This window comes from Sphingobium sp. HWE2-09 (assembly GCF_035989265.1).
GTDB lineage: Bacteria > Pseudomonadota > Alphaproteobacteria > Sphingomonadales > Sphingomonadaceae > Sphingobium.
The window spans coordinates 102916-116012 of sequence record NZ_JAYKZX010000001.1 but is presented as its reverse complement, the minus strand read 5'-3'; the positions used below and the strand labels follow the sequence as shown (position 1 = coordinate 116012).

General features: G+C 65.2%; 13 protein-coding genes. 6 read left to right on the top strand and 7 right to left on the bottom strand.

Annotation, left to right across the window (positions count from 1 at the left end; translation table 11 throughout):
- Window positions 1-11: 11 nt before the first annotated feature.
- Window positions 12-899, bottom strand: a complete 888-nt coding sequence (locus U5A89_RS00500; RefSeq protein WP_338159269.1) for a VOC family protein — start codon at window positions 897-899, stop codon at window positions 12-14.
- A 147-nt stretch (window positions 900-1046) separates the two neighbouring features.
- Between U5A89_RS00500 and U5A89_RS00495 the strand changes: the two genes are divergently transcribed.
- Together U5A89_RS00495 and bla are read left to right on the top strand one after the other, a co-directional pair.
- A complete protein-coding gene (locus tag U5A89_RS00495) occupies window positions 1047-1772 on the top strand; it encodes a DUF3108 domain-containing protein (RefSeq protein ID WP_338159268.1) in 726 nt (241 codons plus the stop codon).
- Window positions 1772-2689 (top strand): subclass B3 metallo-beta-lactamase, encoded by a 918-nt coding sequence (bla, locus tag U5A89_RS00490; RefSeq protein ID WP_338159267.1) that lies wholly within the window; start codon window positions 1772-1774, stop codon window positions 2687-2689. Before U5A89_RS00495 ends, bla begins: the two co-directional genes overlap by 1 nt.
- A gap of 38 nt (window positions 2690-2727) precedes the next feature.
- Here bla and U5A89_RS00485 read toward each other — a convergent pair whose 3' ends face one another.
- From U5A89_RS00485 to U5A89_RS00475, 3 genes are read right to left on the bottom strand one after another with little or no spacing between them, the layout of a single operon-like run.
- On the bottom strand, window positions 2728-3252 hold the full coding sequence (locus tag U5A89_RS00485) for a DUF3598 domain-containing protein (RefSeq protein WP_338159266.1): 525 nt from the start codon (window positions 3250-3252) through the stop codon (window positions 2728-2730).
- Window positions 3253-3278: 26 nt separating this feature from the next.
- Window positions 3279-4283, bottom strand: coding sequence for a zinc-binding dehydrogenase (locus tag U5A89_RS00480; RefSeq protein ID WP_338159265.1), 1005 nt, complete (start codon window positions 4281-4283; stop codon window positions 3279-3281).
- Entirely contained in the window at window positions 4280-5887 is a 1608-nt protein-coding gene (locus tag U5A89_RS00475; RefSeq protein ID WP_338159264.1) for an FAD-binding oxidoreductase, read from the bottom strand. The genes U5A89_RS00480 and U5A89_RS00475 overlap by 4 nt, the downstream gene beginning before the upstream one ends.
- A 184-nt stretch (window positions 5888-6071) precedes the next feature.
- On the opposite strand from U5A89_RS00475, the gene U5A89_RS00470 reads away from it, so the two are divergent.
- Window positions 6072-7334, top strand: coding sequence for an MFS transporter (locus U5A89_RS00470; protein ID WP_338160125.1), 1263 nt, complete (start codon window positions 6072-6074; stop codon window positions 7332-7334).
- A gap of 118 nt (window positions 7335-7452) precedes the next feature.
- On the opposite strand, the gene U5A89_RS00465 is transcribed toward U5A89_RS00470, so the two are convergent.
- From U5A89_RS00465 to U5A89_RS00455, 3 genes are read right to left on the bottom strand one after another with little or no spacing between them, the layout of a single operon-like run.
- Window positions 7453-8835, bottom strand: coding sequence for an FAD-dependent oxidoreductase (locus U5A89_RS00465; protein ID WP_338159263.1), 1383 nt, complete (start codon window positions 8833-8835; stop codon window positions 7453-7455).
- A gap of 7 nt (window positions 8836-8842) precedes the next feature.
- Complete coding sequence (locus U5A89_RS00460) at window positions 8843-9202, bottom strand: hypothetical protein (RefSeq protein WP_338159262.1); 360 nt, start codon at window positions 9200-9202, stop codon at window positions 8843-8845.
- Complete coding sequence (locus tag U5A89_RS00455) at window positions 9202-10422, bottom strand: class I SAM-dependent methyltransferase (RefSeq protein WP_338159261.1); 1221 nt, start codon at window positions 10420-10422, stop codon at window positions 9202-9204. Before U5A89_RS00455 ends, U5A89_RS00460 begins: the two co-directional genes overlap by 1 nt.
- Before the next feature lie 167 nt (window positions 10423-10589).
- Between U5A89_RS00455 and U5A89_RS00450 the strand changes: the two genes are divergently transcribed.
- From U5A89_RS00450 to U5A89_RS00440, 3 genes are read left to right on the top strand one after another with little or no spacing between them, the layout of a single operon-like run.
- Complete coding sequence (locus tag U5A89_RS00450) at window positions 10590-10898, top strand: REDY-like protein HapK (RefSeq protein WP_338159260.1); 309 nt, start codon at window positions 10590-10592, stop codon at window positions 10896-10898.
- The gene (locus U5A89_RS00445) at window positions 10895-11716 is read left to right on the top strand and encodes an SDR family NAD(P)-dependent oxidoreductase (protein ID WP_338159259.1); all 822 of its coding nucleotides are present in this window, start codon (window positions 10895-10897) and stop codon (window positions 11714-11716) included. The genes U5A89_RS00450 and U5A89_RS00445 overlap by 4 nt, the downstream gene beginning before the upstream one ends.
- Window positions 11713-13077 carry an MmgE/PrpD family protein gene (locus U5A89_RS00440; protein WP_338159258.1) on the top strand — a complete coding sequence of 455 codons (1365 nt, stop codon included), beginning with the start codon at window positions 11713-11715 and terminating at the stop codon, window positions 13075-13077. Before U5A89_RS00445 ends, U5A89_RS00440 begins: the two co-directional genes overlap by 4 nt.
- Window positions 13078-13097 lie beyond the last annotated feature (20 nt).

The following is a 13097-nucleotide window of genomic DNA, read 5'->3' as shown; positions in this document are numbered from 1 at the left end:
CGACAATGGGATCAGCCTTCCATCACTTCCAGCAGCGCGCCTTCGGGCGTCTTGAGCACGCCGACGCGACGCCCGGCATATAGCGGCCCATCGCGCACCACCGGGGCGGTGAACCAATCGGCGTCTAGCGTGTCGAAGTCGGGATGGGACAGGGTGCAGATCGATACGCCCGGCGGCAGAGCGCCCGGCTGACCGGGGCGCTCGACCGTGCCGTCGGGATATTGGTCGAACTCAAGGAACACGTCATTGTCATATTTGGCGGTGACGATTTCATGCAGGTCGCTGATCGGCAGGCCGAACGCCAAGGAGATCATCGAATAGCGGATCGCCATCGGGCTGGTCATGTCCAGCTTCAGTGTGCGGGCGAACCAATCGGCCGTGGCGCGCATGTCGGGGCAGGCGAGCACCAGAATGAACAGCTTGTCGATCAGGGAGTTCGCCGTGGGCAGTCCGCTGTCGGGCGCATCGGTCGTGATCTGGGTGAAGTAGAGCGTTTCCTGGTCGGGACCGCGCACCTGCATCGGATAGATGGTGTCGATCCCGGCGATCTTCGTGGGCGGACCGATGACGGGGAAAGGCGATTCCGGTGAGAGCATCCGCTCGTTCACCGCCAGCACGTCCTGCACGCAAATCTCGATCGCAGCCCAGCCATAGCTGCGGATCGGCAGATAGTCCGGCACCCGATCGCCCTCGATAAAGCGCAGGAACACCGCCGCGCCCGACGCAGGCTGCATCACGGCATAGCGGCGGCCTGCGCTGAGCGGGGCGCCCCAGGCGGCGGCCAGGTCGGCAGGGACGTCGCCCTCCTCGACCACGCTATAGTCCAGCCACTGGGCAAAGCGCGCCGTGGCGGCATCCAGATCGACCACGCTATGCGTGGCGCAGCGCAACAGGTTCATATCAACTCCTATTCAGGGGGAATGCGTGAAAAGCGCGGGGCGCGTCCGTCGAAATGGCTGCTGTGCGGACAGGGCGATCATCGCGGTGCGATCCGACGATCGTCTCTGCAACCATCGCCGCGAGCATTTTCATGGGAAAGGCAGGCGATGCAGCATCGGACCATTACAGGCAAAATCCTCTACACCTCGCGGAAGCCCGAACGCATGGGAGAAGAGCGCGGCCGCGAGAACTTCACCTTCACCGTGCACGCAGACGGCAAGCGTATCCTGCGCGCCCAGTGCGAGATCGAGGAGCCTAGCCCCACCGTATTGCGCGACATTACCTATGCGCTGGACGAAAACGACATGCCGATGGACTGCTTTGTCCGCCTGACGATTGGCGACCGCTTCATGGGCGCGGGGTTGTTCATCATGCGCGACGGCCAGATCGAATGCGAAAGCTATGGTCCCTCGATCGGCCGCCTGTCGCAGACGGTGCAGATCGTCGGCGATTATGACGGCTTTGGCACCCATCCGATCCAGGGCGATGCCTATATCACTAAGAAGGTGGACGTGTCGAAGGGGCCGCACACGCACCAGTTGCGCACATTCCTGCCGTCCACCGACCATCGCGGCGCAACCCCGCCGATGATCGCAGAGGCTAATATGCAGTTGAGCTATGTGGGTGACGAGACGGTGACGGTGCAGGCCGGCACGTTCGACTGCCGCCATTTCCGCTTTACCGACGAACATGGCGGCATGGTGACGGACAAGGGCGCGCATCCCGCTTATGATCTGTGGGTGACGGCGGACGAGGATGCGATCTTCGTGCAGGGCGGCGTTGGCGGCTATATGCAGACCTGGTACGAACTGGTCGAACTGACCCGGTCGTGATGACGCGTGCGATCCGGGCGCTGGCGACGATCGGGCTGGTGTTCGGTCCGGTCCCGGTCGCCTGGGCCGCTGGCGACGATCCGCTGATCCAGCCGATCGCCCCGGATCTGGCGCCGCTGTGGCTGGTGCCGCAAGCGCCGGTGCGGGTCCATGGCACCACATGGCTGGTCGGTTCCACGCGAATGAACATCGTGCTGATCGACAGCGGCGCGGGGCTGATCCTGATCGACGCAGGCCTGCCGCAGGCTATCCCCATGCTCGAACGGACGATCGCGCAGGCGGGCTTTTCCATCCGCAACGTCAAGCTGATCCTGAGCAGCGAGCCGCATTATGATCATGCGGGCGGGCTGGCGGCGCTGGCGCGGGACAGTGGCGCTACCGTCCTGGCGAGCGCGCCCGGCGCGGCCGTCCTGCGCGCAGGCCATAGCGGGGCGGAAGATCCGCAACGGGCGACACTGTTCGCCTATCCACCGGTGGAGCGCGTGCGCGTCGTGCGGGATGGGGAAGTCGTCCGGCTGGGCAATGTCCGGATCACGGCCCATGCGTCGCCGGGGCATACGCCCGGCAGCATGAGCTGGTCCTGGACATCCTGCGACGCGGGGCAGGACTGCGCGTCGATGGTCTTCGCCGCCAGTCTCAATTCGCTCACCGATGGCCATTATCGCTATGCCGACGCCGCCCATCGCACCGTGGTGCGTCGGTTCCGGCGCACGTTCGCGATGGTCCGCGCCTTGCCCTGCGACATTCTCATCACCGGCCATCCGGAGCATTCCGACGGTACGGCCAAGCGCGACCGGCTGGCCGCAAATCCTGCCAGCGACGCGTTCCGCGATCCCGGCGCCTGCCGGACCCTGGCCGATCGCTACGAAGCCGCCTTTGACGAGCGACTGGCGCAGGAAGCGCGCGATCGGCCCTGACGACAGAGAGCCGGGACCGCCCCGGCTCTCCTATCGGATCAGACGTTGGGGACGCCCGGATCGACGAAATTCTGCCAGTCGCGCGTGACCAGCGTTTCATCGATCAGCGTGCGCATGTAGCATTCGCCATTGCGGAACCACTGCCAAGTGCGGGCGCGCTTCGTGCGATCCTCGTTCACCTGGATCATCTCGTACAGATAGATGTCGGGTTCGTTGTGGCGGGTCCAGTTGAGGCAGGTCGAGCGATCATAATCGTCCGGCTGCATCGCGGCGGCCCAGCCCTTGATCAGGTCATTGTCCCACCAGATGCGGCCATTTTCATACCAGGCCGGGAAGTCGCGGATTTCGGTGCGGCCATCGTCCCAGTAATAATGGTTGGTCTGATGATATTCTTCGCAGCCAGGCTCCCCGACGAAACGGCAGTAGAGACGCGAACGATGCTGGTCGGTCAGCAGGCCGGTCTTGGCATCATAATAGCGATACCAGCCTTCCCAAATGCCCTCATTACTGACCAGCAGCGGCATCGCTTCGCGAATGCCCGGCTGCGACGGTTTATTTGCCATATCTGCCTCCCAAAAATTGCATCGGTTCAAAGATCGACGACGACCTTGCCCATCGACTGCCCCGACAGCAGCCGCTCCACCGCGTCATAAATGCCGGGCAATCCGGCAAAGGGCATGTCATCGAAAGTGACCGCGATGCGGCCATCGGCATAGAGGCGGAACAGCCGGCCGCGCGCGTCGTCCCAATAGGGGGTCAGCAGCCCGTTCATGAAACCGCGAACCGATGCGCCCTTATAATAGATGCTGTGCGCGATGCGGGGGGCGGTGACGACTTCGGGTCGCCCCTCCAGGTCCGAGGCCGCGCCACCCACGACCAACCGACCATGATAGGCGATGTTGGCGAGGAAAGCGTCGAAGATGCCGCCGCTCACCGTATCGATCGCGACATCGATCCCCTTGGGATATTCCGCCGCCAGCACCGCGCCGACATCTTCGCTGCGATAATCGATCACCCGCTGCGCGCCCAGCGCGGCGACGAAATCGCACTTGCGCTTGCCGCCGCACACGGCGACGACATGACATCCGCGCAGCAGCGCCAGTTGCACCAGCAGATGACCCAGCCCCCCGGCCGCGGCGGAGATGGCGACGGTCTCGCCATCCTTCACCTCGCCGATCCGCTCCAGCGCCAGCAGCGCGGACACGCCGGTGGACGCCAGCGCCAGATAGTCGCGGCTGACCAGCGGCGCCTTGGCGAACTGGCTTTCGGCGCCGATATTGGCCTCCCGATAGCCACCGGTGAAGCGCACGGTGACCGCCGCGTCGCCGACCGCGAACTTCGTTACGCCTTCACCGATGGCATCGACCATGCCGATCGCTTCCACGCCGGTAAAGGTCGGCAGCTTGATCGGCACATAATCCACCAGGTCGCGGGCGATCTGCGTGTCGAAAATGCCGTTGATCCCGCAATGCCGGTTGCGCACGCGAATTTCGCCCGGTCCCGGCTGGGTCAGCGGCAGCTGTACGATGTCGGCGCCTGCACGGAAACTTTCCGCGATACGCTCCAGCCTGATCGCGCCGTAAGTTTCGTTCATGCGTCGAAGCCCAGCGCGCCGGGGTTGAACTGGCGCGCGGGATCGACCAGCGCCTTGATGGTGTCCAGCAGCGCCTTGGACGCATCGTCCCGGCTGTCGCGATAGGCATAGGCGCGCCCGATCTGGAAATGCGCCGCGCCATATCGCGCGCCGATCGCCTTCACCGCTTCGCGCGCTTCGGTCACGACGGCGGTCGCTTCCGGATTTTCGGGCAGCAGCGGCAGGCGCGCTAGATGCGCAGGCTCGATCATGGAGGCGTGCACCGGGCGGTAGCCATGGGGCCAGAAAAACACCGGCTCGATCGTGATCGCATTGGTGGACATGGACGTGAACAGGAAACCGGTATGGATTTTATGCGTCGCGAACCGGTCCGCCATATTGGCGAACAGCGCCTGGATATCGGCGAACATGGCGGGCGCGTTGGATAGCGACACATGGCCATGGACCGGCACCCAGCTTTCGCCCTCCGGCCCCAGCATGGAATTGGGCGCGGGGAAGGGCATGGCGCGGATCACCTTGGCGATGGTGTTCTCGATCTCCGTCCCGTCATGCTGTTTGACGATGGCGCGCGCGGTCGCCATGTCGGCGGCGACGCCCTCCTTTGATCGGCCTTCGGCGGTGATGTGCAGCGGATAATCGTCCGCCTCGATGAAGTCGCGGCCGCCCAGCGCGATCTTCGCCGCCGCCATCAGCCCCTTGCCCAGCGACTTCTGCTTGGCGACGACCGCGCCCAGCGTCTTGACGTCGCTCATCAACGACATGCGCTTCATGCGGATCTTGGTGAGGCCAGGGTCGAACGCGCAGGTTTCCGCCGCCACGCCGGTCCGTGCGATCTCCGCCAAAGCCTTCAGCATAGATTCGCCGCTCTTGAACGAGAAAGAGGCGGAATCTTCATGCGCAGGCGTGCGCATCAGGCGCATCGTCACTTCGGCCTTGATGCCCAGCGTGCCCGCGTCGCCGCAGAACAGCCCGGCCAGATCGGGGCCATAATGGCGATAGAAGGGCGTATCGCCATCCGGTCCGCGCGCACCGGTGCGCAAGATCTGCCCGTCGCCCAGCACGACGGTCAGCGCGATCACGCTTTCGCTCGACGTGCCATAATGGCCCGCGCCGAACATGGCGTTGAGGTTCGACAGGCCACCGCCGATGGTCGAATAGATGCCCGACATCGGCCCCCAGAATGGCGTGCGCACGCCATGGGGCGCCAGCGCTTCGTTGAGTGCCAGCCAGGTGCAGCCCGCTTCCACGGTCACGGTCATGTCTTCGGCACTGATCCGCACCACCCGGTTCATGCGCCGCATGTCCAGCGTGACGCTGCTGTCAGTCGCGGGCAGATAGCCGCTGGTATAGCTCATGCCGCCGCCGCGTGGGGCCAGCGCGACCCCGGCCTTGTTGGCCGCCGCGATGACTGCGCTCAATTCCTGCGTCGATCCCGGCGCTACGATCAGCATCGCGACATGCGCGCTGGCTTCCCACACATCCTCGCTGAACAGCGCGCGTTGCGCCGGGTCGTCGCTGACATGCTCGGCACCGACGATCGCGGCAAAGGCGGCTTTCAGCGGTGCGGCGGTTCCGGCGGTAGGGGTCTGAACATCGGCCTGCATGGCATTATCCTCATCTGGAGCCGCGATCGGCCATCTGGTTGCCGACGATATGGCAAATGCGCCGGGCCGCTCCTGCCCTGTCGCGTCCGACTATCCGCACTGCGGATCATGGTCCGGCCCGGCTTGCGAGCAGCCTGCGACCCGCGCCCATTCGCTCCCAAGCTGTAACAAAGGATAGATATTGATGGACTTCGCCGTGGAGCCACCACTCAGCCGCCCGGCGTCAACCTATGGCGAGTTTCGCCGGGGCTGGCAGGTGGTGCTTGCATCGCTGCTCGGCATCGGTCTTGGGCTGTCGCCCATGCCCTTCTATACGATCGGCGTATTCGCGCCCCATCTGGCGCAGGAATTCGGCTGGTCGATGGGGCAGATCATGGGTGGCATCAGCGTCATGACGCTGATGGTGCTATGGGCCGGGCCAGCAGTCGGCCTATTGGCCGGGCGGGTTGGCGTGCGGCCGGTGGCGATGGCGTCGCTGGTGCTGTTCGGCCTGTCCTTCATGTCGCTGGGCCTCTCCACCGGATCGCTGGTGCAATATTATACCAGTTGGGCGATGATCGCCGTGCTGGGCGCGGGCACCTTGCCGATCACCTGGACGAAGGCGGTCAATCACTGGTTCGACCGGCGCAAGGGGCTGGCGCTTGGCCTGTCGCTGATGGGCACGGGCCTGTTCGGCATGTTTTCCAAATCCTATGTCGGCTGGCTGATCGAGAGTTTCGGCTGGCGCGCCGCCTATGTCGGGCTGGGGCTGTTGCCGCTGTTGATCGCGCTGCCGACCGCCTATTTCCTGTTCCGCGATACCGATACGCATCCCAGCGCGGTCGTGCGTACGACCACGCCGGGCGGACTGACCGTGCGGCAGGCGTTTCGCGACTGGCGCTTCTGGTTGCTGGCCGTCGCGCTGATGCCGATTTCCTTCGCGCTCGGCGGGCCGGTGCCCAATATGGAAGTCATCCTGACCAGCAAGGGCATCGCCGTCGATACGGTGTTGATGCTGACGCCGATCATCGGCCTGTCGGCGTTGATCGGGCGGATCGCGGGCGGCTGGCTGCTTGATCGCTTCTGGGCGCCTGCGGTCGCCTTCGTCATCTTGGCCGTACCGGGCCTGTCCTGCTGGCTGCTGACGATCGACGGCATCGGGTTCGGCACGGCGGCGCTGGCGATCTTCCTGATCGGCTTTGCGCTGGGTATCGAATATGATGTGATGGCCTTTTTCGTCGCGCGCTATTTCGGGCTGCGGAGCTATGCGGCGATCTACGGCATCCTCTATGTGTTCTTCGCGATGGGATCGGGCTTCGGGCCGCTCGGCTTCGGCTGGGATTATGACGCGCATGGCAGCTATGATCTGGCGCTTAAGGCATCCTTCGTCATGCTGTTGATCGCGGCGGCGTCCTTCCTGCTGCTGGGCCGCTATCGCGTCTTTCCCGACGAGCCGATGAAGGGCTGAAGCAGGCAGGCCGGTGCGCGATCCTCTCGCACACCGGCCCTGCCGTTCTGACGCGTCTATCCTTTGACTTGCGCGGCAGCAGCCTCACCCGCGATACGGCCCTGCCGTTCTGACGCGTCTATCCTTTGACTTGCGCTGCAGCAGCCTCACCCGCGATACGGCCCAGCGTGACGGCGGTGCACAGGCCCATGGCGGGCAGATAGCCCCAGCTTGACGGTCCCGATACGCTACGGGCCGATCCGCCCCCGGCAAAGACGTTGGGCAGCGCGCTGCCATCGGGGCGCAGCACGCGCGCCGACCCGTCGATCTGCAAACCGCCCTGGGTATGGAAGATCGCGCCGACCACCTTGAGCGCGCGGAGCGATCCGGATGGCGGCGTGTCCTTGCCCCAATCCCGGCCGAACCGGTCGGGCGTCCCGGCCCGTTGCGCGTCATGCGCCTGTGCCAGCGTTTGCGCCAGGGCGTCAGCATCCACGCCGATCGCCTGCGCCAGCGCCGCGACCGTGTCGCCGCATTTGGCCGCGTTCAACTCCATCAGCGCTTGTGTTTCGGGGATATAGGCGCAGCGCTCTTCGATGCCCGCGTCATAGATCACCCAGCAATGCGTGCCCGGCTGCGCCATCACCGGATGGCACATGCCCGCAATGTCCGCGCTTTCGTCGGTAAAGCGTTCGCCAGCCATGTTGACGATCATCCCGCCTTCCACCAGCACGCCCGGCGGCACCGGAATGCCCTGCGGCTCGGTCAGCATCGCGTAACCCTGATAGGCGCCCATGTCGCCCAGCGCCGCGCCGATGCGCTGGCCCATCCGTACGGCGATGCCCTGGCTGCGTTCATGGCCGTTGTTCCGCGCATTCGCCATGTCGGGCATGAACTGCGCGACCATCGCATGATTGGCGGCAAAGCCGCCCGCGGCGAAGATGATCGTTTCGCACCCGACGCGTTCATGCGATCCGTCGGGCCGTTCCAGCACCACGCCCAACACGCGGCCATCGGCATCCGCGACCATATCGACCAGCTTGGCTTCCAGCAGCACGTCGACGCCTTCGTCGGCCAGTTTCTGGTGGAGCAAGTCCACCATCTCCTGCCCGCCATGGCCGCGCCAGCCATGGACGCGGAACCGGCTATTGCCGTAGACGGGCCGGAATCCGGTATCGAGTTCCCACGGCAATTGGTGGCGTTCGACCATCCAGTCCAGCGTCGGCCCCGATTGCTCTGCCAGTGCGCGGGCGATCACCGTATCGGTCTGCCCCTGCGTCTTGGCCATGATGTCGGCGAAGAAGGTCTCGGCATCATCCTCGACCCCCAGCGCCGCCTGCGCCTGCGTGCCCGCCGCGCAGATCAGCCCCTGCGACATGCCGCTCGACCCCATCGGCCGGGCGTCGGCCTCTACCAGCAGCACGTCCACGCCCGCGTCTTTCGCCGCCAGCGCCGCGATACAGCCGCAGGCGCCGCCGCCTATGACCAGGACGGGGACGGTAAATTCGAAGCTGTCGTTCATGCCCGGATCATTTCTGCGCCGCGATCTCATCGCCGACATCGCCTGATGCCATATCGCCGCTGGCGACCGCCGCCTCATTTTCCTGGGTCACGATGCGCAGGATACGGGCGATATATTCCTGGTTCCACATGGCGCGCTCGGCGGCGGCCTGCGGATCGGGCGCAAACGCTTCGATCTCCGTGGCCGACAGGATGCCCTTGTCCGCCAGCAGCCGTTCCAGCGTATCGACGCGTTGCCGCGCGACGGCCAGTTCCTGCGCGATGGTCATGGTGATCGCCAGGACGCGCTCGACCTGCGGCTCCAGGAAATAGGGCCGCTTGCCAGCGGGCTTTGCGCCCGCCTCGTTCAATGCCTCTGCAAAACTCATCAGACCATCGCCCCAATCACGTGCCAGGCCGCCTTGCGCCCATAGTCCTCGGTGTCGTCATCCTGCGCGTCCGGGAACAGGTCGCGATCCACGACCGCGGTGACCCCCCCATGGATCAGACTGTCGGCATCGAACCCGGCATCGATCATGGCCTTGTCCAGGTCCATTTCGTGCATCCGGCTCCAGAAAGGCTCGTTATTGTAGAAGGCGTCCCAATCGCGCATCGCCTGTTCGAACAGCGGCATGTCGGGCGCATATTGCGGCTGCTCGACATGCAGCACGATGCCGCCGGGCTTGAGCAGCCGCCGCGTCTCGGCAAAAATGTTGCGCAGCGCGGTGGTCGACAGTTCGTGCAGGAACATCGTGGTCTGGATCCAGTCGAAACTCTGGTCCGGGAAGATCGACAGATCCTCGCCGCTCGCCTGCACGAAGCGGATATTGTCCACGCCCAGCGACTTGGCGCGGGCCAGGCCGTAGCGCAGCATCGGCGCGCCAAGGTCGGCGACCGTCATCTCGGCATCCGGAAAGGCCTGCGCCAGCGGCAGGCTGCTGTGACCGACGGTGCCGCCGATTTCCAATATGTGATGCGGCTGGAAATCGGGCAGGTTGCGTTTCACCCAACGGACCACGGCATGGCCGCCACCATCGGAATATTTACCTAACAGACCACCAGTCGTTACGAAACCGGCATGATCATAATTGGCGCCATTGGCGACGTCGCCGGCAAAGGCCTCGCTATGATAGCTGCCGGGCATGCAATGATGATCGACCGCCGACACATAGCGGGGAATGGGCAGGGACGGATCTAGCGAGAGCCGATCGTCGCCATCGGTCAGATCGGCGGCAATGCGGGCCAGCCGTTCGCGCTGGCGGATCACCGTCCAGCGTCCGGCCTGCTGCCGCTGTTCCATCGTCATGCGGCGCAGCGCGGACCAGGTCTGGAATGCCGCATCACCCAGCAGCGCCTTGCGCGCTTCGTGCCGATTGGCGATGGGGCGGCCCTGTTCGGCCTCGAACTTGGGCACGACGCGTTGCTCATAGGCGGCCTTCACCCCCGGCACGATGCGCGCGGCGAGATGGCGGTTCATCTGCGCCAGGAAATTGATCCGCTCAACCTCGTCATGCCCCGTCTGCGGAAACAGGGCATGGCGGCCGACCACGCGATAATCGGGCGGGCCATCATATTGGGCTGCTGGATCGTTGCTACGGCTATCGTCCACCACGGCTTCCTCGACTGACAGATGTGGCGGGTATCAGGGCACAAGCCCGCCCGCCGGCAAGGCGCGGGGCGTCATCTGCTCGCATCGCGGTCAAAAGCGCCGGGCGTGCTGAACCCCGGCCGCCGCCCATTAGCGTGGCGCTTCCCTTCCATCGCGAGGACCATGTGATGCGCCTGATCGCCCTGTTGAACCTGAAGCCCGGCATTTCGGTCGAAAGCTACGAACAATGGGCGCGCACCGTCGATCTGCCGACGGTCAACGCGCTGCCCTCCATCGGCGGTTTCGACCTGTTCCGCACCACCGGGCAGCTCGGCACCGATGCGGCCCCGCCCTATCACTATGTCGAGATCATCGATGTCGAGGATATGGAGCAGTTCGGCCGCGACGCTGCGACCGACAAGATGCAGGCGATCGCCGCCGCATTCCAGGACATGGCCGACGTGACGTTCCTGACGACCGAGCAGGTTCATCCATGAGGTTTGCGGGCAAGACCGCCGTCGTCACCGGATCGGGCCGCGCGGGCGGGCTGGGCGAGGCGATCGCCCGGCGACTGGCGGAAGAGGGCGCGGCGGTCGTAATTTCCGACATCGGTGCGTCGCGCGACGCCGCGACGCCCGACGGCATGATCGGCGGTACAGACGAAATGCAGCGGATCGCCGCGTCGCTCGCCACGCCTGGATCGACTTTCCCCTGCGATGTGCGTGATCCAGATCAGGTGCGCGCGCTGGCGGCCCATGCGCAGGCGGTCCATGGATCGCTCGACATCTGGATCAACAATGCCGGTATCGGCTATATCATGAAGCCGTTGATGGACGTGTCCGCCAATGACTGGCGCGCGGTGATCGACGTCAACCTGACCGGCGCGTTCTTCGGGCTTCAGGCAGCGGCGGAGATCATGATCGCGCAAGGCAAGGGCGGCCGCATCGTCAATATTGCCAGCCAGGCGGCTAAGTCCGGCTTCCCCCATGCGCAGGCTTATACCGCATCGAAACACGGCCTTGTGGGCTTGGTCCGGTCGGCGTCCATCGAATTGGGCGGCCATGGCATCACCGTCAACAACGTCTGTCCTAATCATGTGACGACGGGCCTGGGCCAATGGCAGAACGAACATTTTGCTGCTTTGCAGGGCATTTCGGTGGAAGAATATCTCAAGCGCATGGCCGGTCGCATTCCCATGGGGCGGCCGGGCGTGCCGGGCGATACCGCGAGCGCCGTCGCCTTCCTGTGTTCGGACGAAGCCGTCTATATCACCGGCGAAAGCATGAACGTGTCGGGTGGCGAGGAACCGCATTGAGCGCGTCCGAAACGTTGATCGATCATGCGCTGGGCATCGAATGGGCTGCCGTGCCCGCCCCGGCGCGGGAGGCGACTCGTATCTTTCTGCACGACAGCCTGTGCGTCGGAGTGGCCGGACGCAATGCCGCCCATGCCGACGCGGTGTTGGCGATAGCGCAGGGATGGGGTGAGGGCGGTTCGGCCTCCGTGCTCGGTCGGCCGGGCTTGACCTTGCCCGCCGCCTCGGCTGCTTTCGTCAATGCGTTCCAGATTCATGGGCAGGAATATGACTGCGTCCATGAACCCGCCGTGCTGCACCCGATGGCGACCGTGCTGGCGGCGCTGCTGGGCGAAGCGGAGCGGGGCGCGCCGGTCAGTGGCAGCGACTTCCTCGGCGCCATCGTTGCAGGTGTCGATGTCGCTGTCACACTCGGCCTGGCCGCGACCGGGCCGCTGAGTTTCTTCCGTCCCGCCACCGCGGGCATTTTCGGCTGCGTCGCCGCGATCACCCGGTTGCGGCGGATGGAGCGGCAACAGGCGCTCGACGCCTTCGGCCATGCGCTCGCCTTTGCGTCGGGCACGATGCAGGCGCATGTCGAGGGCAAGCCTGCCTTGCCGGTGCAGGTCGCCAATGCGGCGCGCTCCTCCCTCGTCGCGATCGATCTGGCGCGGGCGGGGATGCCCGGCGTCGCCGCGCCGATCGACGGGCCGTTCGGCTATCTGGCGTTGCAGGAGGTGAGTCACGATTTACCTGCCGCGCTGGCGCTGCTGGCGCAAGGACACCGGATCACCGAAGTCAGTTGGAAGCCCTTTCCGACAGGCCGCGCAGGGCATGGCGGTATCGTTGCCACGCAAAGGCTGATGGCGGAACAGGGGCTGCGGCCCGAATGGCTGGAACGGCTGGACTATCATGCGCCGCCGCTGATCCATCGCCTCGTCGGGCGTCCAACCAGGCCGCATATGGAACCGGGCTATGCGCGGCTGTGCCTGCCCTGGCTCATCGCCGTGACGCTGACGCGCGGTACGGTATCGCTAGCCGATTTCCGACGCGAAAGCCTGGACGATCCGGCGCTGCTGGCTCTCGCCGCGCGCATCGCGGTCGTCAACGACGGCAATGCCGATCCGGCGGCCTTCGTGCCAGCGCGGGCGGTGGCCCGGTTGTCGGACGGTCGCAGCCTGGACATGGCGATCGACGCTCAGTTGGGATCGCCGCAATGGCCACTGACCCGGCAGCAGCATGATGACAAAGCGTTGGGCTGCCTCAGCTTCGGCGGCCTTCCTGCGGCGCATCAACCGCTGATCGACGCGGTAGCCGGTCTGCATGACAGCGACGACGCAATCGCCAGCCTGCGCGCCACCGGGATCATGGGCGCGGCATAAAAAGGGGGAGCATCGCTGCT

Excerpts from the sequence above, each read along its gene's own strand:
- U5A89_RS00500 (WP_338159269.1), bottom strand. The coding sequence starts at position 899 with ATGAACCTGTTGCGCTGCGCCACGCATAGCGTGGTCGATCTGGATGCC.
- U5A89_RS00495 (WP_338159268.1), top strand. The coding sequence starts at position 1,047 with ATGCAGCATCGGACCATTACAGGCAAAATCCTCTACACCTCGCGGAAG.
- bla (WP_338159267.1), top strand. The coding sequence starts at position 1,772 with ATGACGCGTGCGATCCGGGCGCTGGCGACGATCGGGCTGGTGTTCGGT.
- U5A89_RS00485 (WP_338159266.1), bottom strand. The coding sequence starts at position 3,252 with ATGGCAAATAAACCGTCGCAGCCGGGCATTCGCGAAGCGATGCCGCTG.
- U5A89_RS00480 (WP_338159265.1), bottom strand. The coding sequence starts at position 4,283 with ATGAACGAAACTTACGGCGCGATCAGGCTGGAGCGTATCGCGGAAAGT.
- U5A89_RS00475 (WP_338159264.1), bottom strand. The coding sequence starts at position 5,887 with ATGCAGGCCGATGTTCAGACCCCTACCGCCGGAACCGCCGCACCGCTG.
- U5A89_RS00470 (WP_338160125.1), top strand. The coding sequence starts at position 6,072 with ATGGACTTCGCCGTGGAGCCACCACTCAGCCGCCCGGCGTCAACCTAT.
- U5A89_RS00465 (WP_338159263.1), bottom strand. The coding sequence starts at position 8,835 with ATGAACGACAGCTTCGAATTTACCGTCCCCGTCCTGGTCATAGGCGGC.
- U5A89_RS00460 (WP_338159262.1), bottom strand. The coding sequence starts at position 9,202 with ATGAGTTTTGCAGAGGCATTGAACGAGGCGGGCGCAAAGCCCGCTGGC.
- U5A89_RS00450 (WP_338159260.1), top strand. The coding sequence starts at position 10,590 with ATGCGCCTGATCGCCCTGTTGAACCTGAAGCCCGGCATTTCGGTCGAA.
- U5A89_RS00445 (WP_338159259.1), top strand. The coding sequence starts at position 10,895 with ATGAGGTTTGCGGGCAAGACCGCCGTCGTCACCGGATCGGGCCGCGCG.